Consider the following 19,110-nt stretch of genomic DNA (forward strand, 5'->3'; position numbering starts at 1 on the left):
CCTTGATCACACGCCCAGTTTGGAAACTTCGGTCTTGAGGTCTTCCGCGCCGGTGCTGAGTTCGTTGGTGGCCGCCGCGATGTTGTCGGAGGCGATGACGGCCTCCTCGGAGGCTTCGACGATCTGCTGAACCGAGTCCGCCACATCGCGTGCGGCTGTTTGCTGTTCGGTGACGGCCACCGTGATCTGGGAAATGGAGTCGGTGGTTTCGCCGATGCCTTCGAGGATCTTCTTGAAGGCCGCTCCGGCCTCGCGCGAGACGTCGCTGCCTTGCGAGACCCGCTTGACCGTTTCGTTGATCAGCTTGGTGATTTCCTTCGTCGCCTGGGAGGACCGCTCGGCCAGCTTGCGTACCTCGTCGGCCACGACCGAGAAGCCGAGCCCGTGTTCACCGGCACGCGCGGCCTCGATGGCGGCGTTGAATGCCAGCATGTTGGTCTGCCCGGCGATCTCGCTGATCACCTTCACGATTTCGTTGATCTGTTCGGAAGAGGCGTTGATCAGGTCCATCGACTCGATCGAGCGGTCGATGGCGCCGGCGCCGACATCGGCCTCCTGCTTGGTGCGTTGGGCGATGTCGTCGGACAGGCGGCTGTTCTGGGCGATGGAATCGATCGAGGCGCTGAGTTCCTCGACCGAGGCGCTGATTTCCTCTGTGGTGCATCCCAGCGTCTGAGCACCTGCCGCCACTTTCTGAGCCTGTTCGGTGATGCTTGCGGATTTCTCGGCGAACTGGCCTGAGATGCGCGTCACGTTCTGTTCCAGCTCGACCTCGGGCGTGATGTCGAAGGCGAACTTGACCACCTTCAGGACTTTGCCGTCGTCGTCGATAATGGGCGTGTAGGTGGCACGCAGGAACAGGTCCTTGCCGTCGCGGTCGATGCGGCGGTACTTGCCTTCATCGTGTTCGCCCGACGCAAGCTTTTCCCAGAAACGCGTGTACTCTTTCGAGGCGCTGTATGCATCGTCGCAGAAGATCCGGTGATGCTTGCCGCGGATTTCGTTCAGGGTGTAGCCGGTTGCGGCGCAGAAATTCTCGTTCGCGTCCAGTATTTTGCCGTCGGGCGTGAACTCGATCATGGCCTGTACGCGACTGACGGCTTCCAGCTTGGCGGTCTGTTCCAGCGCCGCCAGCTTGCGGTTGGTGATTTCGGTGGCGAACTTGACCACCTTGATCGGTTTGCCGGTGGCGTCGAAGATCGGATTGTAGGAGGCGTTGATCCAGATCTCGCTGCCGTCCTTCGTGATGCGTTTGAATTCGCCCGCCTCGAACTTGCCCATGGCAAGGTTCATCCAGAGATCGCGATAGGCATCGGAGCGCACGTAGTCGCTGTTGCAGAACATGCGGTGGTGCTTGCCCACGATCTCGTCCAGCGAATAGCCGAGCGTGGAGAGGAAATTGTCGTTGGCCGTCAGGATCGTGCCGTCAAGCTCGAACTCGATCACCGCCTGCACGCGGTGCAGGGCGTCGGCGAGGCCTTCGAGCTGCGTCAGGTGGTTTCGGTCATCCTGAACGTCGCCTGAAGCGTCGTCTTTCACGGTGGTACTGGTCTTGGTCACGGCACATCCTCACACGCAATGGTCCCTTCACTCGGGTAAGGTCGTACGCGCTGGAGATTAATGTTTTCCTTTCCGCAACAGGCAGATTGCGGTGGATTTGCCTTAAATACCGTCGGTCCAGGCGCGGCGAGGAGGGGCGGGGACAGGTGGCGCGGACCCGTGGGGACCTCCGGCGCAACGGCGACGTTCGAACGTTTGACGTTGCGTCCTGGAAAATGGTGGGCGACCTAGGAATCGAACCTAGCGTGCGTCTCCGCGAGGGAGTTACAGTCCCCTGCCACACCTTGCGGCCTGTCGCCCACTGAGGCGCGTGTTTAGAAGCGGGCCGTTGCCCCGTCAACCGGAAAATCGCTTGCGATTGCGGTGGTGCGGGGCCATTGTCCGGCGCCTGTGAAGGAGGCCCCCGGATGGCGATGAAGAAACCCAAGTGGGTGGTGGAAAAGGAACAGGCCAGGAAGGCGGCCGCGTCGGAAACGGTTTGGTTGTTCGGCCTGCACGCGGTGCGCGATGCGCTGGAGAATCCACGGCGCCACAAGCTGCGGCTGGTGGTGACGAAGAACGCCGCCGACAAACTGGCGGACGCCATCGCAGCGTCTGGCATGACTGCAGAGATGGCCGATCCGCGCAAGTTCAGCGCGCCGCTGGATCCGCAATCGGTGCACCAGGGCGCCGCGCTGGAGGTGAAGCCGCTGGACTGGGGCACGCTGGAGGATGTCTGCCTGGGTGACGGAACCCGGCCGCCGCGCGTGATGATGCTGGACCGGGTGACGGACCCGCATAACGTGGGTGCCATCCTGCGGTCGGCGGAAGTCTTCGGCGCTTCGGCCGTGATCGCGCCGCGCCACCATTCCGCGCCCGAGACCGGGGCGCTGGCCAAGACGGCGAGCGGGGCACTGGAGCGGCAGCCGTACCTGCGCGTGCGCAACCTGTCGGACGCCATCGCGGCGCTTCAGGGCATGGGGTACATCGTGCTTGGGCTTGACGGCACGGCCGGCGAAACGATCGAAGAGGCGCTGGTCGGCCTGCAGGACCGTCCCGTGGCGCTGGTGCTGGGGGCGGAAGGGCCCGGGTTGCGGCAGAAGACTCGAGAGACCTGCGACAAATTGGTGCGGATCGGCTTTTCCGGCGCGTTCGGGTCGCTCAATGTCTCAAATGCGGCTGCCGTGGCCCTATATGCATCCAGAGGACAAACCGACTGACCAACCGACGGGGGGCTGATGGGCCGGAAGATCGCCACGTGCTGTTACTGCGGAACGCGGGCTGTTCTGGTGTTCGACGACACGCTGCATGAATTGACCTGCCGGGCATGCGGCGCACCGTTGCACGATATGAAGATGATGCCGCAATCCCCCCGGGCGCAGGATGTCCGGCAGAAGAAGGCGCCGGTGGATCGTCGCACGGGACGGCCCGTGGCCGAAAAGCCCGAGTGGCATGGTGGAGCCGACCCGCGGCGGCGCAAGAAGAAATCGAAAAAGCGGCGCAAGCCGATGTTCGGACGGCTGCTGGAAGAGGTCTGGGATGTGGTGGAAGACATCATCGACTGAGATCCGGCGGATTCTCACCGATTCTTCACACCTATTTTACAACCTCTTTTTATCTGGAAATCAGTACCTATCTCACATGTCAGAAGCGCCGAACTGGAACTCCGGCGTTTCTCTTCACTGTCCCTCGTTCCGCGACTGGCGCCCGGGTTATCCCGGGCGCTTTTTTCTTTTTCGCAAGCGCTTTAGGGTGGTGCCATGAACGAACGGTACACAGAGTCTCATCTGCGGAATATCCTGAAGCGCACCAGGCGCATCGCGGTCGTCGGCGTGTCGATGAACGAGGTGCGCCCGAGCTTCTACGTGGCGCGCTATCTGAAGCTGAAGGGCTACGATGTGGTTCCGATCAACCCCGGCCACGCTGGCAAGACCGCGTTCGGGGCAACGGTGCTGGGATCGCTGAGCGACATCGAGGGCGAGGTCGACATGGTCGACATCTTTCGCCGGCCCGAGCATGTGCCCGCGATCGTGGACGAGGCGCTGGAGCGGTTCCCGGCGCTGCAGACGATCTGGATGCAGATCGGCGTATCGCACGAAGAGGCCGCGGAAAAGGCGCGGGCACGGGGCGTCGACGTGGTGATGAACCGTTGTCCGAAGATCGAATACCAGCGCCTGTTCGGCGAGTTGCGGATGGGCGGGTTCAATACCGGCGTGATTTCATCGAAACTGTAAGAGCCATGACGGCGCTCAGGCGGCGGGGATATCCGCGGCGATGCGCATCTCGCGCAGGGGTTTGACGCGGGCGATGGCGCGGGAATAGATCGGGTGGGCCTTGTAGGCCGCGAGCGCGGCCTCGTCGGGGAATTCCACATAGACCACGAGATCGACCTCCGCGCCGGTCAGGGTGTCGGCATGTATATTCTGTCCGACCTCGAAATGGGTGCTGTGGGGGATCTGGCCAAGCATTTCCAGACCGGCGCGAATCTCGGGCAGGTCGGCGGCATCCTTGGCGGTGAAGAAAACGATGTGGCGAATCATTCGGACCTGGCGGCTTTCTCGGCAAGGCCGGATTGCGATTGGCGGGCGGCGAGTTCCGTCATGACGTCACCCACGGAGACGCCGCGGCTGTGCAGCATGACGAGCAGGTGAAAGAGCACGTCGGCGGCCTCTGACGTCAAGCGCGGCTTGTCACCCCTGACCGCTTCGATCAGCGCCTCAATGGCTTCCTCGCCGAACTTCTCGGCAACTTTCTCGGGGCCCTTGGCCAGCAGCTTGGCGGTCCAGCTATCCTCGGGCGAGGCGCTGGCGCGGGCCGCGACGATCTGTTCCAACTCTTCGAGGGTCATGCGCCGAGCCTCATGGGAATGCCGGCCGCGGCCATGTGGGCCTTGGCCTCGGCGATGGTGTGATCGCCGAAATGGAAGATCGACGCGGCAAGTACCGCCGAGGCGCCGCCCTCGGTGACGCCGTCGACCAGGTGATCGAGCGTGCCGACACCGCCCGAGGCGATGACGGGGATCGAGACCGCGTCGGAAATCGCGCGGGTCAGCGGCAGGTTGAAGCCGGCCCGGGTGCCGTCGCGGTCCATCGAGGTCAGCAGGATTTCCCCGGCGCCCTTGTCCTCGACCAGCTTGGCGAACTCGACCGCGTCGATGCCGGTGGGCTTGCGGCCGCCATGGGTGAAGATCTCCCACTTGCCGGGGCTGACCGTCTTGGCGTCGATGGCCACCACGATGCACTGGCTGCCGAACTGGTCGGCGGCAAGGCGGACCACGTCGGGGTCGGCGACGGCGGCGGAATTGAACGAGACCTTGTCGGCCCCCGCCAACAGCAGCGCGCGCACATCCGCCACGGAACGGACACCGCCGCCCACGGTCAGCGGGATGTAGCATTGCTCGGCCGTGCGGGTGACCACGTCGAGCATCACGCCGCGGTTTTCGTGGGTGGCATGAATGTCGAGAAAGCACAGCTCGTCGGCGCCGGCGGCGTCATAGGCGCGGGCCGCATCCACGGGGTCGCCCGCGTCGCGCAGGTTCACGAAGTTCACGCCCTTGACGACGCGGCCATCGGCCACGTCGAGGCAGGGAATGATGCGGATCTTGAGCATGGGCCGTCCTTTCGCGCCTGCCTTCTAGCGCGGGCGGCGGGCGGTGCCAATGGGGCTTTGGACGCGCATATCTCCAGGCGGTGATTTTTGAACCCCGCCGGGGGGATGGGCGACGGACAGGTGTCGGCGCGGTTCTGCGCCTCCCTCCAATCCTTCCGAAAGGACCAAGCCATGATGTCTTTGAATTCCACTCTCGCCATGCTGTCGCTGGCCATGACCGCCGCCGTGGCCGCGCCGGCCGCACCGGCGCAGGCCGAGACCATCACCTGCCCGCACAGCCAGATCCGCCGCGAGGTGACCACGGCGGTTCCCGGCGACTGGTGGAACACGCCGATCGTCAACTCGCTGACCGAGGCGCGGGTCACCAATATCGGCGGGCGCGCGGCGTTGCAGTGCATCTACGGACCCGCAGGGTCGATCCAGCGCTATGCGCCGGACGGGGCGACCTGCCGGGTGAGCGGTCGGCAGTTCGAGTGCAGCCGCGGGTCGGCCTCGGGCGCGGGGGCGCGGACCTTCTCGACCGGGCCGCTGGAAATCCCGCAGACCTGGACGGCGGACCTTGACCGCGGGGCGGTGGGTCGCGGAAGTGGCGTGGACATCTGGTTCCAGGCGGAAACGGCAGAGCTTTTGTACGTGGCGCCGCGCAATGGTGCGCAGCTGGGTGTGGGCGACCGGCGCAACCGGGGCTTTGACGGCTGTCGGGCTGCGCGGTACAGCGCGAACCGGGTGTCGCTGCGCGATATTCCGGTGGGGTCCTACATCTGCGCCAAGACCAACGAAGGGCGGATCAGCCAGTTTCGCGTGAACGCGGTGTCCGGCGGATCACCCAAGACGCTGTCGCTGGGGTATACGACCTGGCAGTAGGCCCGCCTTCAATGGCCCGCCTTCAATGGAAAGTCGGCACCCGGTCCTCGGCCGGGTGTTTGCGTGCGTGAAGACGGGGGTCCGGCGGGATCGGGCCGATCCCGCGAATATCTGTTTCCACGCGGTGCGGTCGGCTTAGCTATAAGGGTGGACAGACCCCTTGCAGGAGATATTCGAGATGAAACGATTTCTGACACTTGCCGCCGTGACCGCTCTGGCCGGCCCCGCACTCGCAGACGACGATCTAATGAAGGTGCAGTCCGGCAGCGACGTGGCCAGCACGATGGACGCGCTGGAAGCGGCGGTGGAAGGTGCCGGTGCCACGGTCTTTGCCCGCGTCGACCATGCCGGCGGGGCCGAAGGCGTCGGGATGCAACTGGCCCCCTCGGAGGTTCTGATCTTCGGCAACCCCAAGCTGGGCACGCCGGCGATGCAGGCCGACCCGCTGGCGGGGTTGTTCCTGCCGATGAAAGTGCTGGTGTACGAAGATGCGGATGGGCAGGTCTGGCTGGCCTACGAGGACCCCGAGGAAATGTTCGACGAACTGGACAGGATCGACGACGACGCGGAGTATATCCAGCAGATGACCGGCGCGCTCGGCAAGCTGACCAAAAAGGCGGCGGGCGGCTGAACCGGCGTTGGAATTGCAATGACAAGGGCCGCTTCGTGCGGCCTTTGCTGATTCGGCCGGGTGGCGGAGTGATAGCCCGCTCATACGGCAAGACCCGGATTGGCGGTCGTGGGAAAGCCGGGTACTGACGGGCGACAAGACTATCGAGGCAGTGAGCGAGAAAATGATGAAAAAACTGATGGGGGCGTTTGTCGCCGTATTGGCTTGCGGTGCGGCAGTGGCCGAGGAGTCCGACATCGATGCCCTGGCGGCTCGGCATTTCGGCCCGCTGATGGAGACGCACGACATTCCGGGTATTGCCCTGGGCATAACCCATGGCGGGGACAGCCAGTTCTTTACCATCGGGCTTGCGGCGCGGGACGACGGCGTGGCGGTGACGCCGGATACGCTTTTCGAGCTGGGATCAATCAGCAAGCTCTTCACGGCAACCCAGGCGGCGTTGATGGAGGTGCGGGGCGAACTCGACCTGGAGGATCCGGTGTCAGCCTACATTGAACCGCTGAAGGGAAGCGCGTTCGGCGCTCTGTCGCTCGCTGACCTTGCGACGCACCATTCCGGTGGCTTGCCCCTTCAGGTGCCGGACGGGGTAAGTGACACCGATGCACTGATTTCCTGGCTGAAAGACTGGGCCCCGCCGATGAAGGGCGCGCGCAGTTATTCGAACATAAGCATCGGTTTGCTGGGTCACATCGAATCGCGGATCGCCGACAGGAGCTATGCCGAACTGATGGAGCAGGGCCTGTTTGCCGAGATGGGGTTGCGGGACACGTTTGTCGACGTGCCAGAGGCGGTGATGCCGCGCTATGCGTATGGAGTGGACCGCGATACGGGAAAGGCGATCCGCGTCGGTCCCGGTGTGCTTGATGACGAGGCCTACGGGGTCAAGTCCTCGGCTCGGGATCTGGTGCGGCTGCTGGACCTCTACCTGGGACATGCTGACGCCGGTGATGATCTGACGCAAGCCTTGGCGCGGACGCGTGAAGGGTTCGGGACGACCGAAGCTTATGTCCAGAACCTGATCTGGGAAGAGTACCCTTGGCCGGTCGATGCGGACCGGATGGTCCGAGGCAACAGCTATGACTTCATACTGGAGCCGCAGCCGATGGAAGGGATCGCTCCGGCCCGGGCGCCGGGACAGGACGTGATCCTGAACAAGACGGGGGCGACTTTCGGCTTCGGGGCCTATGTCGTGTTGCTGCCGGGGCAGGATCTTGGCGTGGTCTACCTGGCCAATCGCAACATCCCGAACGAGGCGCGTGTGCGGGCGATGCACGGATTCGTGACGGACCTTCTTGAAGGACAGTGACACGGCGTGGCCGTGCCGGTCTCGCGTCAGGCGGAGAGGGTGCGCAGGGCCTCTTTCAGGTCCAGCGCCCCGTCGTAGAGCGCCCGGCCCGAGATCGCGCCGTTCAGAGGGGCGCCGCAATCCCGCAGCGCGATGAGGTCGTCGAGCGACGACACACCGCCCGAGGCGATGACCGGGATCGAGACGGCGTTTGCGAGTGCTGCCGTGGCCTCAATGTTCGGGCCCTGCATGGCGCCGTCGCGGTTGATGTCGGTGTAGATGATCGCGGCGACGCCCGCGTCCTCGAAGCTGCGTGCGAGGTCGGTGACCATGACGTCTGTTTCCTCGGCCCAGCCCTTGGTGGCCACGCGCCCGTTGCGGGCGTCGATGCCCACGGCGACCTGGCCGGGGAAGGCCTGTGCCGCCTCGCGCACGAGGGCGGGATTTTCGACCGCCACGGTGCCCAGGATGACGCGGGCGAGGCCCTTGCTGAGCCAGCGGTCGATCGTCGCCATGTCGCGGATGCCGCCGCCAAGCTGGGCGGGCACCTTTGTGCGCTCCAGGATCGCCTCGACCGGGGCGGCGTTCACCGGCTCACCGGCGAAGGCGCCGTTGAGGTCGACGAGGTGCAGCCATTCGCAGCCCGCGTTCACGAATTCCATCGCCTGCGCGGCGGGGTCGTCGTTGAACACCGTGGCCTTCTCCATTTCGCCTTTCAGCAGGCGCACGGCCTGGCCGTCCTTGAGGTCGATTGCAGGGTAGAGGATCATGGGCGGTCATCCGGTCTGTGAACTTCGCCGCGATGTGCCATGACGGGACGGCGTTTGCAACGCGACGTGGCGTCAGGCTTGATCGGGACGGGGCGGAGGCCGCAGACTGCGCGGCATCATTTGCGGGAGGAGATACGCATGAGAACGATGACGCTGGCCGTCGTGGCCACCCTGATGAGCGCGGGCGTGGCCTTTGCCGCCGATCCGCTGGAAGGTTACTGGCGCACGGCGAAGGACGATAACGGGCATTCCGGCCTGATCCACGTCAAGCCCTGCGGCGCGCAGCTTTGCGGCACGCTGGTGAAGGCCTATAACGGCCAAGGCCAGGAAATCAAAAGCGAAAACGTGGGGCGCAACATCATTTCCCAGACCGTGCCCAAGGGCAATGGCAGCTATACCGGCAAGGTTTACAGCCCGGACCGCGGCAAGACCTACAATTCCAGGCTTCAGATGAACGGCAATGCCCTGAAAGTGTCGGGCTGCGTCCTGGGCATCTGCCGCGATGGCGGCACGTGGACGAAGGTGAAATAAGCCCTTTTCCGCCTGATACGGAACTGTGAATGAACGATTTGGCCGGGCCGCACGTCTTACCTGTATTATGTTGAAATCAGGTAAGAAGGAGGCCCGGCCAATGCGTATGGCTATGTCTTTTGCACTGTTGATCGGAACCACGGGCGCGGCATTGGCCGATCCGGCGACGGGCACGTGGCAGACCGAGCCCGACAAGAAGGGCATCACGTGAATGTGTACGACTGCGGCAACGCCGTCTGCGGCAAGATCACGCGTACCTTCAATTCGCAAGGGCAGGAGGTGGCGGCCGCGAGCGTCGGGCACAAGGTGATCCGGAACGCCACGCCGACCGGCAACGGCAAATACGAAGGGCGTGCCTGGATTCCGGCCCATCAGCGCGAATATCCCGCGGGCATGACCCTTCGGGGCGACCGGATGACGGTCCGGGGCTGCATGGGGCCGGTCTGCATGTCGCAGAACTGGACCCGCATCCAGTAGGCCTCAGGGCGTCCAGGTCAGGAAATTGCGGATGATGCGCAGGCCGGTGGCCTGGCTTTTCTCGGGATGGAACTGGGTGCCGACGAGGTTGTCGCGGCCCACCACGGCCGTCACCGGCCCGCCATAATCCACGTGGGCGATCCGCTGGGCGAGGTCCGCGACCTCGAAATGGTAGGAATGCACGAAATAGGCGTGGTCGCCGGTGCTGACGCCGTCAAGCACAGGATGGGGCGTGTCGATGACAAGGTCGTTCCAGCCCATGTGCGGAACCTTCATCGACGGATCCGACGGCGCGACCGGACCGACCGTGCCGGCAATCCAGTCAAACCCGTCCGTCTCGGTATATTCCAGCCCGCGCGTGGCCAGCATCTGCATCCCGATACAGATGCCCATGAAGGGGCGGCCCTTGTCGATGACCGCCTCCTTCATCGCCTCGAAGAGGCCGCGATGGTCGTAAAGCTCTTTCCGGCAGGCGGGGAAGGCGCCGTCGCCGGGCAGCACGATGCGTGTGGCCGTGCGTACGGTCTCGGGGTCCGAGGTCACGAGGACCGTGCCGGCACCGGCGTCGGACGCCATGCGCTGAAACGCCTTTTCGGCCGAATGCAGGTTGCCGGATTCGTAATCGACGATGACGGTTGTCATGGGCTCAGAGCGTGCCCTTGGTGGATGGGATCGCGTCCGATTTGCGCGGGTCGATTTCCAGCGCGTCGCGCAGGGCGCGGGCGACGGACTTGAACGCAGCCTCGGCGATGTGGTGGCTGTTGATGCCGTGCAGCGCATCGACATGCAGCGTGAGCCCGCCATGGGTGCTGAACGCTTGGAAGAACTCGCGCACCAGTTCGGTGTCGAATGTCTTGATCTGGGCGGTGGGCATGGCGACGTTCCACACCAGGTAGGGCCGGCCGGAAATATCCAGCGCGGCGCGCACCAGCGCGTCGTCCATGGGCAGCAGGCAGGAGCCGTAGCGGCGGATGCCTTTCTTGTCGCCCACGGCCTGCGTCAGGGCCTGGCCGAGCGCGATGCCCACGTCCTCAACCGTGTGGTGGTCGTCGATGTGCAGGTCGCCCTCGCAGCGGATCTCCATGTCGACCAGGGCGTGGCGGGCCAGTTGGTCCAGCATGTGGTCGAAGAACCCCACGCCGGTCCGGTTGTCGTAGGTGCCGGTGCCGTCGAGGTCGATCGTGACCGAGATATCGGTTTCCGCGGTCTTGCGGGTGATGCTGGCGCTGCGCATTGGGTGCGTCCCTGAGTGTTTGCCGCGCCGTTATAGGCGGGCTTGGCAGGCGCGCCAAGGGGGGTGGAACGGGTCGGGAGGAACGTGGTGCCGATTGGCACGAGAACCGGCATTCTGCCGGTTCTGTCGATCAACTTGGAGAGAAATTGGAGCGGGCGATGAGATTCGAACTCACGACCCTTACCTTGGCAAGGTAATGCTCTACCCCTGAGCTACGCCCGCGTCCGTTGGGTGAGGCGGAGATATAAAGTCTCGCGCGGGGCTGCAAGGGAAAATCGCAGCTTGGGCGGTTTTTTTTGCCGCGGCGGCCGTCAGTTGCCGTAACGCAGGATCAGCTCGACATAGACAAGGGTGGAGGCAAGCAGCAAAAATGCGAAAAACAGGGCACGACGCTTTTTCGTCGGGGGCGTCGGCACATCCGGGTCTTGATCATGCAATCCGGTCACGTCACGTCTCCTTCGGTAGAGACTGCGGCAAAGGCAGCAGGGTGCAACTGAGGGTAGTATCCTGACAGCCATCGGGCAAGAAAAACCGGGGGGCGGGGGCCAAGTGGCGGAAAAGCGCGCCTGCCCCTGAGGCGCCAACACGGACGCCGGCGCCGTGCCGGCAAGCCGCGAAACCGCAGGTCAGCCGCGTTGGGTGTCGTAACAGACGCGGTCTGCGGGCGGCAGAGTGAAGTCCTCGGTGTGCACCACGATCCCGTCCGGGCCAAGCAGCAGAAGGCCGTAGGCCCCCGGCTCGTCCACCGAAAGGCTGGGATCCTGAAAACCGAGCGCCATGGGCATCTGGTGACATGGGCTTTTGAAGATCGCCGTGGGAATGCGGTTGCCCGCGCCGGTGGCGAACCCGCCCTGGATGGTGCGGTGAATATGGCCGGCGACGATCTGGTGCACGTTGTCGTGCCCTTCCAGCCGCGCGGCCAGCTGGCGACGCGATTTCAGCCCGATCCAGTCCATGCCGCCGAACCCGGTGAGGATGGGCGGATGGTGCAGGAAAAGGATCACGCGGCGGCCCTGTGCGCCTGCGATGGCGGCTTCCATCCAGTCCAGCCGATCATTGCACAAAAACCCGCTATGGGTGTCGTCGGCGTCTTCGTTGAGGGTGTCGAGCAGGACCAGGCGGGTGTCGTCGAGGTCGATCGCATCCTAGACGAATCCCTCGGGCGTTTGCGGCGCATCGGTGAACACCGACCGGAAAGGCCCGCGGCGGTCGTGATTGCCCAGCATGAGCGACACCGGGATCTGCACATCCGCCAGCGCGGCTTGCAGGCGGCGGTACTCGGGGTCGGTACCGTGATGGGTGAGATCGCCGGTGATGACGATACGGGCCGCATCCGGGTGGTGTTTCTGCGCGTGGGCGAGGCCTTGGGCGAAGCGTGCGGCGGGATCGAGGCCGATGATCGTCTCGCCCTCGGGCACGAAATGGATGTCGGTGAAGACGACGATTTTCTGCATGACATCCCCCGGGCTTCAGACCGGCGCAGCTTTGTCGGATTCGCGGGTTTTGGAAAGGGGGCTGTTGGTCGGAGACGGGCGGGGCGCGTCGCGATGCGCGCCCCGCCCGGGATGGGTCACTCAAGTTCGACCAGCAGGTCCTTTGCGTCGATCTGGGCACCGGGCTGGACGTGGACGGCCTTGACGGTGGCGTCACGTTCGGCGTGCAGGCCGGTTTCCATCTTCATCGCCTCGATGGTCAGGAGCAGGTCGCCCGTCTTGATCTGCTGGCCTGCGCTGACCGCCACCGTGGCGACGGCGCCGGGCATGGGGGCACCGATATGGTCGGCATTGCCGGCCTCGGCCTTGGGGCGGGCCTGGACGGTTTCCTTGACGCGCCGGTCGGGCACGCGGATCGTGCGGGGCTGGCCGTTCAGCTCGAAGAACACCCGCGCCTCGCCGTCCTCGTGGGTTTCGCCCACGGCGACAAGCCGTATTTCCAAGGTCTTGCCGGGATCGATCTCGGCCGAGATTTCTTCCGCCGGTTCCATGCCGTAGAAGAACGTCTTGGTGGGCAGGGTGCGGACGGGGCCGTAGACCTGGTGGCGCTCCATGTAGGCATCAAAAACCTTGGGATACATCATCGCGCCCATCAGGTCCTCGGTGTCGATCTCCTCGTCCTCGAACTTGTCCTGCAGTTCCTTGCGGCGGGCGTCGAGGTCCTCTGGCTCCAGCAGGGTGCCGGGGCGGACGGTGATGGGTTTCTCGTCCTTCAGGACCTTGCGCACGATATCGTCGGGGAAGCCGCCGGGGGCCTGGCCCACATAGCCTTTCATCAGGGTCACGACGCTGTCGGGAAAGCTGACCTCGGTCTTGGGGTCGAGCACGTCCTCGCAGGTGAGGCCCTGGCTGACCATCATCAGCGCCAGGTCGCCCACGGTCTTGGCGATGGGGGTCACCTTGATCACGTCGCCGAACATCTGGTTCACGTCGGCATAGGTGCGGGCGATCTCGGGCCATTTTGCCTCGAGCCCAAGCGAGCGGGCCTGGGCGCGAAGGTTGGTGAACTGGCCGCCGGGCATCTCGTGCAGGTAGACCTCGGAGGTGGGCGACTGCATGGCGCTCTCGAAGGCGGCGTAATGTTCGCGCACGTTTTCCCAGTAGATCGAGATCTGGCGGATCGCGCCGATATCGAGTCCGGTGTCGCGGTCGGTGTGGCGCAGGGCCTCGACGACCGAGCCCATGGTGGCCTGTGACGTGTTGCCCGACAGCGCGTCCATGGCGCAGTCCACGGCATCGACGCCCGCATCGGCGGCGGCGAGGATCGTGGCCGAGGCCACGCCGGCGGTGTCGTGGGTGTGGAAGTGGATGGGCAGGCCGATCTCTTCCTTCAGCGCCTTGAAGAGCACCGTGGCGGAGGCCGGTTTCAGAAGGCCGCCCATGTCCTTGATGCAGAGGATATGGGTGCCGGCCTCTTTCAGCTCCTTGGCCATTTTGAGGTAGTACTTCAGGTCGTACTTGGCGCGGTTCGGGTCGAGGATGTCGCCGGTGTAGCAGATCGCCGCTTCCAGCACCTTGTCGGCGTCGCGCACGGCGTCCATCGAGACGCGCATGTTCTCGGTCCAGTTCAGCGGGTCGAAGACGCGGAAGATGTCGACGCCGCTCTCGGCCGCCTGTTTGACGAAGGCCTGCACGACGTTGTCGGGATAGTTGGTATAGCCCACGCCGTTGGAGCCGCGCAGCAGCATCTGCGTCAGCAGGTTGGGCATGCGTTCGCGCAGGTCGCGCAGGCGCTGCCACGGGCATTCGTCGAGAAAGCGGTAGGCCACGTCGAAGGTGGCGCCGCCCCAGCATTCGACCGAGAAAAGCTGTGGCAGATCATGGGCATAGTTCTCGGCGATCTGGATCATGTCGATCGAGCGCATGCGCGTGGCCAGCAGGGACTGGTGGCTGTCGCGCATGGTGGTGTCCGTGATCAGCACCTGTTTCTGGGCGGCCATCCAGTCGGCCACCGCCTGCGGGCCGTCCCGGTCGAGGATCTGCTTGGCGCCATCGGTGATCGTCTCGTTCTTCGGCTTGGGCGCGCGGGGCAGGGCGAGGTCCTCGCGCGGTTTCACGCGGCCCTGCACCTCGGGGTGGCCGTTGACGGTGATGTCGGCGATGTAGGTCAGCACCTTGGTGCCCCGGTCGCGGCGGGCGGCGAAGTCGAAAAGCTCGGGCGTCGTGTCGATGAACTTGGTGGTGTATTCGTTGCTGAGGAAAATGGGGTGTTTCAGCAGGTTCTCGACGAAGGCGATGTTTGTGCTGACGCCCCGGATGCGGAACTCGCGCAGGGCGCGGTCCATGCGGGCGATTGCGCCTTCGGGGGTCTGCGCATGGGCCGTGATCTTGACCAGCAGGCTGTCGTAGTAGCGGGTGATGACGCCGCCCGAATAGGCCGTGCCGCCGTCGAGGCGGATGCCCATGCCCGTGGCCTCGCGGAAGGCGGTGATGCGGCCATAGTCGGGGATGAAGTTGTTCTGCGGGTCCTCGGTGGTGATCCGGGTCTGGATCGCGTGGCCGTTGAGGGTGATCTCGTCCTGCGATTTCTTGCGAGTGGCTTCCTCCAGCGTCTTGCCCTCGGCGATCTTGATCTGGGCCTGGACGATGTCGATGCCGGTGACCTCCTCGGTCACGGTGTGCTCGACCTGGACGCGGGGGTTCACCTCAATGAAGTAGAACTGGTCGGTGTCCATATCCATCAGGAACTCGACGGTGCCGGCGCATTCGTAGTTGACGTGCTTGCAGATCTTGTAGCCCAGCTGGCAGATCTCGGCGCGCTGCGCGTCGGTCAGGTAGGGCGCGGGGGCGCGCTCGACGACCTTCTGGTTGCGGCGCTGGACCGAGCAGTCCCGCTCGAAGAGGTGGTACATGTTGCCGTGCTTGTCGCCCAGGATCTGGACCTCGACATGGCGGGCGCGGGTGATCATCTTTTCCAGATAGCCCTCGCCGTTGCCGAAGGCCGCCTCGGCCTCGCGCCGGCCTTCGCGGACCTTCTCGGCCAGCTCTTTTTCCGACTCGATGGGGCGCATCCCGCGTCCGCCGCCGCCCCAGGAGGCCTTGAGCATCATCGGGTAGCCGATCTCGGAGGCTTCCTTGCGAATCTGGTCCATGTCCTCGCCCAGCACCTCGGTGGCGGGGATGACGGGCACGCCGGCCTCTATGGCGACGCGCCGGGCGCTGGCCTTGTCGCCCAGGGCGCGCATGGTCTCGGCCTTGGGGCCGATGAAGGTGATGCCGTTGGCTTCGCAGGCGTCCACCAGGGCGGGGTTCTCGGACAGAAGGCCATAGCCCGGGTGGATCGCGTCGGCGCCGGATTTCCTGGCTACGCGGATGATCTCGTCGATCGAGAGATAGGCCTGCACGGGGCCCAGCCCCTCGCCGATCCGGTACGCCTCGTCCGCCTTGAAACGGTGCAGGCCCAGCTTGTCCTCTTCGGCGAAGACGGCCACGGTGCGTTTTCCCATCTCGTTGGCGGCGCGCATGATGCGGATGGCAATCTCGCCCCGGTTGGCGATGAGAATTTTCTTGAACTCGGCCATGGCCTGTCCTCCCGTCATGTCGTTCGCTGCGGTTGCTCCGCAGTGTTTGCGCCGCAGTGCAGCGTTGCGCCTGTTTTTAGGTTTTGCAAGAGGGTAGCGCAATCCGACAAAGTGGGTACATCCACCGCCGGGCGATTTTCTTGGCCGGGCGGGTAGTGAGGCTACCCGTTCGGGAGACCGGCGCCGCACACCGGGAGCGTGTCGGGGCCGGGTCGCCGCGAGACTGTACGGGTACGCAGGTTAACGCTTCGTGAAGGTCGGGCGCTATGGTCGCTCAGTCCGGGTCCGGCAGCAGGCGGCCGCGGGCATCCCGGGGGTGGCCAAGGCCCAACTGGCCCATGTTGGCCTCGAGATCGGTCTTGAGGATATGCACCAGATGGCCCGGGCCGTCCCGCCCGAGGGCGGCGAGCGCATAGTGCCAGGCCCGCCCCAGCATGACGAAATCCGCCCCCAGGGCCAGGGCACGCAGGATGTCCAGGCCGCTCTCGATACCGCCATCCAGGAGGATCGGCAGGTCGGTTTCGGCGCGGATGAGAGGCAGCGCCTCGATCGTGGCCGGGGCGGCGTCGAACTGGCGGCCGGCATGGTTGGAGATCCAGATCGCATCGACGCCTTCGGATTGCAGGCGCGCCACGTCGCGATGATCCTGAACGCCCTTGATGATCAGGGGGCCGTCCCAATGCTCGCGCAGCCAGGCAAGATAGGACCAGTCGGGGGAGGTGCGCAGCAGGTAGCCGGCATGCTTGTTCGAGGGTAACCCCTTGGTATCCGGCGCATAATCGTCGATGAAGCGCATCCGGGGCATGCCGCGACCGGACATGCCCATGGCCCAGGCGGGGCGGATCGCGATCTGCGCGAGGACGCGCGGCGTGATCCGGGGCGGGGTGGTCAGGCCTGACCGAACCTGGCGTTCGCGGCGCGAGGCGATGGGCACGTCCACGGTCAGGACCAGAGTGGAAAACCCGGCCTTCCTGATGCGTTGGATCATGTCCTTGCGGATTTCGGGATCGCGCGGCGGATAGAGCTGGAACCAGGCATTCGGGCCGAGTGAATCGGTCAGGTCCTCGGGCTTTTGCGTGGCCACGGTGGAGAGCGTGTAGGGGATGTTCGCCCGGGCCGCGGCGCGAGCCAAAAGCTGTTCCGCGCCGGGCCAGATCATGCCGGACATGCCCACGGGAGCGATGCCGAAGGGCAAGTCAAACTCTTGTCCCAAAAGGGAAGTTTTCAGATCCGGGGCGATCTCGCCATGCAGGATCGAGGGCATCAGGCGGACCGCGTCGATCTGCGCCTTGTTGCGCCGCGTCGTGGCCTCGGACCCGGTGCCGCTGTCGAGGTATTCCCAGACGAAATGCGGCAACCGGCGACGGGCGCGGGCGCGCAGGTCGGAAATGGCGGGAAAACGGGCATCGAGCGACATGGCAAAGCGATAGCAAGCCGGGATGGGCCCGGAAAGGGAAATCATCCGCGGGCAGGGTTAACGGTGCGGATCGATTCGAAATGTCACATCGGTATCGCGTCGGTATCCGGGTGGTATTGCGACGGTGGGCTTTTTCGCGTTTGCCGGGGTTGACGCGACGCACGGTGCGCGACGGGCCGGAGGCCGGGAATGTTGAGGAAAGGTTAACGCCCGGGCTGCCCCGCGGTGGTTTCCGGACATCGGGCGGGCAGGTCCCGGATCGGGTCCGGGACGGACGCGGACAAACCGACGCCGCCACCCCGGTACGGGATGGCGGCGTTCGGGCGTCGTTCAGCGGTGCGTCGCGGCGTCACGAATTGCGCGCTTCCTCGACGGCGTCCATGCAGGCTTTCTCGTCGCCGGCTTCGAGCGCTGCTTTCGCGGTTTCGATGGCATCCTTGGCCTCTTGCGACATCTCGGAGTCCGAACTGGCATCCGAGCTGGCCGTGGCGCTGTCGTCGCCCGAACCGTCCTGCTGCGCGGCGGCGTCCTGTCCGGAGGTGGCCACGGAGGATGTATCGGTCTCGAGCGGGGCGGTGTCGCCGTCCTTGACGACCTCGCCATCGCCTTCGGCGGCGTCCGAGTTCATGTCCTCGGCCTGTGCCGACAGGTCCGTGTCGGAGCTGCTGTCGGAGCCGCTGTCGGACGCGCCCGTGTCCGAGGTGCTGTCGGCGCCGTCCACGCTGCCCGAGGCGTCGGCGCTTGCGTCCGGGTCTTCGAGCGGCGCGAGGCTGCCGTCCTTGGAGATGCCGCCTTCGACTTCCATTCCGGGCTCGCCGGTGAGTTGTGCCAGTTCATCCTGGCAATCCGCCAGGGCGGGGCCGGAAAGACCGGCGATGGTGCATAGTGCGAGCACACTTGTCATCTTGCGTTTCATGGGGATCCTCCTCCTTTTTCCATTGCCTGTCTAACGGGGATGCCGCCGGTTCGTTCCAATGGGTGCCGCAGGGAAGGCGGGATCGCGCCGATCCGATCCGGGCAGCCGGTTCGCGCCATGAGTGAAAATTCGTACGAATTTTCGTGGGGGATATTCTTTGTGGGGCGGAAGTGGGGCGGTCGCGGGCGTTAATCTTGATTGAGAAACGTTATTGCGGGCGTGCCCGGTCGGTGGGAGTGAAATCGGGGGTATGGTTTGGCGGGCGCCCTGTTGACCTTTGTTAACGGGTTTCGGGCGCGAGAGGGTGTGTTGGATGGGCGAGGTTGAACTGGCCGCTTTGCTGTGCGCTTTCCTGGCGGGAAGTGCCGAGGAGCAGCGGCACTATTTCGACGTGGCGGGCATGAAGCGGTATGTGCGCGTGGATTGCGAGACCGAGGACCATGTGATCGAGCTGGGCCTCGACGGCAGCGCGAGCGCGCGGGATTCGCTGCACCAGGCGCTCTTTGCCCAGCATTTGACGGGCAAGACACCCGTGGTGATCCTGATCGACCGGGACGGGTATGAAGGCCGGTTCGAGTTCGAGATGCGCCATGTCACGCAAGCCGCGGGCGTGCTCTACCTGCGGTGTTCGGAAGGCGCGATCCAGCGCTGGGCGGCGACATCGGGGATGCGGCATGGTGCGGCGGGGGCGGATGACCTGCCGGGGCCGAGGGCCGTTGCCAGCCGTTGCGATTTGCAGGCGTTGCGGCGGGAGCGGGACGCGGGGTCGTAGGCGTGGGGCGTTACATTCACGCGTGAAAGGTGGGTTTTGACCCACCCTACG

At 64.9% G+C, this 19,110-nt stretch carries 22 protein-coding genes and 2 tRNA genes; 9 read left to right on the plus strand and 15 right to left on the minus strand.

The genetic code is table 11. The annotated features are described in order from the left end of the window. Window positions 1–6 precede the first annotated feature (6 nt). Both KUV49_RS08750 and KUV49_RS08755 read right to left on the minus strand, forming a co-directional pair. Window positions 7–1,560, minus strand: coding sequence for a methyl-accepting chemotaxis protein (locus KUV49_RS08750; protein ID WP_222449614.1), 1,554 nt, complete (start codon window positions 1,558–1,560; stop codon window positions 7–9). Window positions 1,561–1,776: 216 nt separating this feature from the next. Continuing rightward, a tRNA-Tyr gene (locus KUV49_RS08755) sits at window positions 1,777–1,860 on the minus strand. Window positions 1,861–1,973: 113 nt separating this feature from the next. Between KUV49_RS08755 and rlmB the strand changes: the two genes are divergently transcribed. The 3 genes from rlmB to KUV49_RS08770 all read left to right on the plus strand — a co-directional run bounded on the left by rlmB (window position 1,974) and on the right by KUV49_RS08770 (window position 3,773). After that, window positions 1,974–2,759 carry a 23S rRNA (guanosine(2251)-2'-O)-methyltransferase RlmB gene (gene rlmB, locus KUV49_RS08760; protein ID WP_222450942.1) on the plus strand — a complete coding sequence of 262 codons (786 nt, stop codon included), beginning with the start codon at window positions 1,974–1,976 and terminating at the stop codon, window positions 2,757–2,759. A gap of 18 nt (window positions 2,760–2,777) precedes the next feature. After that, a complete protein-coding gene (locus KUV49_RS08765; protein WP_222449615.1) occupies window positions 2,778–3,104 on the plus strand; it encodes a hypothetical protein in 327 nt (108 codons plus the stop codon). A 195-nt stretch (window positions 3,105–3,299) separates the two neighbouring features. Next, window positions 3,300–3,773 carry a CoA-binding protein gene (locus KUV49_RS08770; RefSeq protein ID WP_222449616.1) on the plus strand — a complete coding sequence of 158 codons (474 nt, stop codon included), beginning with the start codon at window positions 3,300–3,302 and terminating at the stop codon, window positions 3,771–3,773. 15 nt (window positions 3,774–3,788) lie between these two features. On the opposite strand, the gene KUV49_RS08775 is transcribed toward KUV49_RS08770, so the two are convergent. From KUV49_RS08775 to hisF, 3 genes are read right to left on the minus strand one after another with little or no spacing between them, the layout of a single operon-like run. Beyond that, window positions 3,789–4,079: a Dabb family protein gene (locus tag KUV49_RS08775; RefSeq protein ID WP_222449617.1), complete on the minus strand. Its 291-nt coding sequence runs from the start codon at window positions 4,077–4,079 to the stop codon at window positions 3,789–3,791. Continuing rightward, window positions 4,076–4,387 carry a phosphoribosyl-ATP diphosphatase gene (locus KUV49_RS08780; RefSeq protein WP_222449618.1) on the minus strand — a complete coding sequence of 104 codons (312 nt, stop codon included), beginning with the start codon at window positions 4,385–4,387 and terminating at the stop codon, window positions 4,076–4,078. The genes KUV49_RS08775 and KUV49_RS08780 overlap by 4 nt, the downstream gene beginning before the upstream one ends. After that, window positions 4,384–5,148: an imidazole glycerol phosphate synthase subunit HisF gene (gene hisF, locus KUV49_RS08785; protein WP_222449619.1), complete on the minus strand. Its 765-nt coding sequence runs from the start codon at window positions 5,146–5,148 to the stop codon at window positions 4,384–4,386. The genes KUV49_RS08780 and hisF overlap by 4 nt, the downstream gene beginning before the upstream one ends. A 171-nt stretch (window positions 5,149–5,319) precedes the next feature. Between hisF and KUV49_RS08790 the strand changes: the two genes are divergently transcribed. The 3 genes from KUV49_RS08790 to KUV49_RS08800 all read left to right on the plus strand — a co-directional run bounded on the left by KUV49_RS08790 (window position 5,320) and on the right by KUV49_RS08800 (window position 7,949). Then, window positions 5,320–6,012 (plus strand): hypothetical protein, encoded by a 693-nt coding sequence (locus KUV49_RS08790; RefSeq protein ID WP_222449620.1) that lies wholly within the window; start codon window positions 5,320–5,322, stop codon window positions 6,010–6,012. Between the two features lie 178 nt (window positions 6,013–6,190). Next, window positions 6,191–6,643: a DUF302 domain-containing protein gene (locus KUV49_RS08795; protein ID WP_222449621.1), complete on the plus strand. Its 453-nt coding sequence runs from the start codon at window positions 6,191–6,193 to the stop codon at window positions 6,641–6,643. Window positions 6,644–6,806: 163 nt separating this feature from the next. Continuing rightward, on the plus strand, window positions 6,807–7,949 hold the full coding sequence (locus tag KUV49_RS08800) for a beta-lactamase (RefSeq protein ID WP_261391104.1): 1,143 nt from the start codon (window positions 6,807–6,809) through the stop codon (window positions 7,947–7,949). 26 nt (window positions 7,950–7,975) lie between these two features. On the opposite strand, the gene hisA is transcribed toward KUV49_RS08800, so the two are convergent. Beyond that, window positions 7,976–8,698: a 1-(5-phosphoribosyl)-5-[(5-phosphoribosylamino)methylideneamino]imidazole-4-carboxamide isomerase gene (hisA, locus tag KUV49_RS08805; RefSeq protein WP_222449622.1), complete on the minus strand. Its 723-nt coding sequence runs from the start codon at window positions 8,696–8,698 to the stop codon at window positions 7,976–7,978. 138 nt (window positions 8,699–8,836) lie between these two features. On the opposite strand from hisA, the gene KUV49_RS08810 reads away from it, so the two are divergent. After that, the gene (locus KUV49_RS08810) at window positions 8,837–9,229 is read left to right on the plus strand and encodes a DUF2147 domain-containing protein (RefSeq protein ID WP_222449623.1); all 393 of its coding nucleotides are present in this window, start codon (window positions 8,837–8,839) and stop codon (window positions 9,227–9,229) included. Between the two features lie 207 nt (window positions 9,230–9,436). Then, window positions 9,437–9,706, plus strand: a complete 270-nt coding sequence (locus KUV49_RS08815) for a DUF2147 domain-containing protein (RefSeq protein ID WP_222449624.1) — start codon at window positions 9,437–9,439, stop codon at window positions 9,704–9,706. A gap of 3 nt (window positions 9,707–9,709) precedes the next feature. On the opposite strand, the gene hisH is transcribed toward KUV49_RS08815, so the two are convergent. The 9 genes from hisH to KUV49_RS08850 all read right to left on the minus strand — a co-directional run bounded on the left by hisH (window position 9,710) and on the right by KUV49_RS08850 (window position 18,287). Beyond that, window positions 9,710–10,348, minus strand: a complete 639-nt coding sequence (gene hisH, locus KUV49_RS08820) for an imidazole glycerol phosphate synthase subunit HisH (RefSeq protein WP_222449625.1) — start codon at window positions 10,346–10,348, stop codon at window positions 9,710–9,712. 4 nt (window positions 10,349–10,352) lie between these two features. After that, window positions 10,353–10,940 (minus strand): imidazoleglycerol-phosphate dehydratase HisB, encoded by a 588-nt coding sequence (gene hisB, locus KUV49_RS08825; protein ID WP_222449626.1) that lies wholly within the window; start codon window positions 10,938–10,940, stop codon window positions 10,353–10,355. Window positions 10,941–11,087: 147 nt separating this feature from the next. Beyond that, window positions 11,088–11,162: transfer RNA gene (locus KUV49_RS08830), tRNA-Gly, on the minus strand. Between the two features lie 89 nt (window positions 11,163–11,251). Continuing rightward, window positions 11,252–11,386, minus strand: a complete 135-nt coding sequence (locus KUV49_RS21450) for a hypothetical protein (protein ID WP_261391105.1) — start codon at window positions 11,384–11,386, stop codon at window positions 11,252–11,254. Between the two features lie 180 nt (window positions 11,387–11,566). Further along, the gene (locus tag KUV49_RS21455) at window positions 11,567–11,980 is read right to left on the minus strand and encodes a hypothetical protein (protein ID WP_261391106.1); all 414 of its coding nucleotides are present in this window, start codon (window positions 11,978–11,980) and stop codon (window positions 11,567–11,569) included. Between the two features lie 105 nt (window positions 11,981–12,085). Beyond that, window positions 12,086–12,394: a metallophosphoesterase gene (locus KUV49_RS21460; protein WP_261391107.1), complete on the minus strand. Its 309-nt coding sequence runs from the start codon at window positions 12,392–12,394 to the stop codon at window positions 12,086–12,088. 116 nt (window positions 12,395–12,510) lie between these two features. Next, a complete protein-coding gene (gene pyc, locus KUV49_RS08840) occupies window positions 12,511–15,954 on the minus strand; it encodes a pyruvate carboxylase (RefSeq protein WP_222450944.1) in 3,444 nt (1,147 codons plus the stop codon). A 274-nt stretch (window positions 15,955–16,228) separates the two neighbouring features. Then, on the minus strand, window positions 16,229–17,371 hold the full coding sequence (locus tag KUV49_RS08845) for an alpha-hydroxy acid oxidase (protein ID WP_222450945.1): 1,143 nt from the start codon (window positions 17,369–17,371) through the stop codon (window positions 16,229–16,231). A 349-nt stretch (window positions 17,372–17,720) separates the two neighbouring features. After that, window positions 17,721–18,287, minus strand: coding sequence for a hypothetical protein (locus KUV49_RS08850; protein ID WP_222449627.1), 567 nt, complete (start codon window positions 18,285–18,287; stop codon window positions 17,721–17,723). A 313-nt stretch (window positions 18,288–18,600) separates the two neighbouring features. Here KUV49_RS08850 and KUV49_RS08855 point away from each other — a divergent pair, with 313 nt between their 5' ends. Continuing rightward, window positions 18,601–19,059, plus strand: a complete 459-nt coding sequence (locus KUV49_RS08855) for a hypothetical protein (RefSeq protein ID WP_222449628.1) — start codon at window positions 18,601–18,603, stop codon at window positions 19,057–19,059. The last annotated feature ends 51 nt before the right edge of the window (window positions 19,060–19,110 follow it).

Source organism: Roseovarius atlanticus (genome assembly GCF_019802205.1).
GTDB classification, from domain to species: Bacteria; Pseudomonadota; Alphaproteobacteria; order Rhodobacterales; family Rhodobacteraceae; genus Roseovarius; species Roseovarius atlanticus_A.

Coding starts and splice junctions, on each gene's coding strand:
- KUV49_RS08850 (WP_222449627.1), bottom strand. CDS start 18,287: ATGAAACGCAAGATGACAAGTGTGCTCGCACTATGCACCATCGCCGGT.
- KUV49_RS08780 (WP_222449618.1), bottom strand. CDS start 4,387: ATGACCCTCGAAGAGTTGGAACAGATCGTCGCGGCCCGCGCCAGCGCC.
- hisB (WP_222449626.1), bottom strand. CDS start 10,940: ATGCGCAGCGCCAGCATCACCCGCAAGACCGCGGAAACCGATATCTCG.
- KUV49_RS08775 (WP_222449617.1), bottom strand. CDS start 4,079: ATGATTCGCCACATCGTTTTCTTCACCGCCAAGGATGCCGCCGACCTG.
- KUV49_RS08810 (WP_222449623.1), top strand. CDS start 8,837: ATGAGAACGATGACGCTGGCCGTCGTGGCCACCCTGATGAGCGCGGGC.
- KUV49_RS08800 (WP_261391104.1), top strand. CDS start 6,807: ATGATGAAAAAACTGATGGGGGCGTTTGTCGCCGTATTGGCTTGCGGT.
- KUV49_RS21460 (WP_261391107.1), bottom strand. CDS start 12,394: ATGCAGAAAATCGTCGTCTTCACCGACATCCATTTCGTGCCCGAGGGC.
- hisH (WP_222449625.1), bottom strand. CDS start 10,348: ATGACAACCGTCATCGTCGATTACGAATCCGGCAACCTGCATTCGGCC.
- hisF (WP_222449619.1), bottom strand. CDS start 5,148: ATGCTCAAGATCCGCATCATTCCCTGCCTCGACGTGGCCGATGGCCGC.
- KUV49_RS21455 (WP_261391106.1), bottom strand. CDS start 11,980: ATGGAAGCCGCCATCGCAGGCGCACAGGGCCGCCGCGTGATCCTTTTC.
- KUV49_RS08770 (WP_222449616.1), top strand. CDS start 3,300: ATGAACGAACGGTACACAGAGTCTCATCTGCGGAATATCCTGAAGCGC.
- rlmB (WP_222450942.1), top strand. CDS start 1,974: ATGAAGAAACCCAAGTGGGTGGTGGAAAAGGAACAGGCCAGGAAGGCG.
- pyc (WP_222450944.1), bottom strand. CDS start 15,954: ATGGCCGAGTTCAAGAAAATTCTCATCGCCAACCGGGGCGAGATTGCC.
- KUV49_RS08765 (WP_222449615.1), top strand. CDS start 2,778: ATGGGCCGGAAGATCGCCACGTGCTGTTACTGCGGAACGCGGGCTGTT.
- KUV49_RS08845 (WP_222450945.1), bottom strand. CDS start 17,371: ATGTCGCTCGATGCCCGTTTTCCCGCCATTTCCGACCTGCGCGCCCGC.
- KUV49_RS08795 (WP_222449621.1), top strand. CDS start 6,191: ATGAAACGATTTCTGACACTTGCCGCCGTGACCGCTCTGGCCGGCCCC.
- KUV49_RS08790 (WP_222449620.1), top strand. CDS start 5,320: ATGATGTCTTTGAATTCCACTCTCGCCATGCTGTCGCTGGCCATGACC.
- hisA (WP_222449622.1), bottom strand. CDS start 8,698: ATGATCCTCTACCCTGCAATCGACCTCAAGGACGGCCAGGCCGTGCGC.
- KUV49_RS08855 (WP_222449628.1), top strand. CDS start 18,601: ATGGGCGAGGTTGAACTGGCCGCTTTGCTGTGCGCTTTCCTGGCGGGA.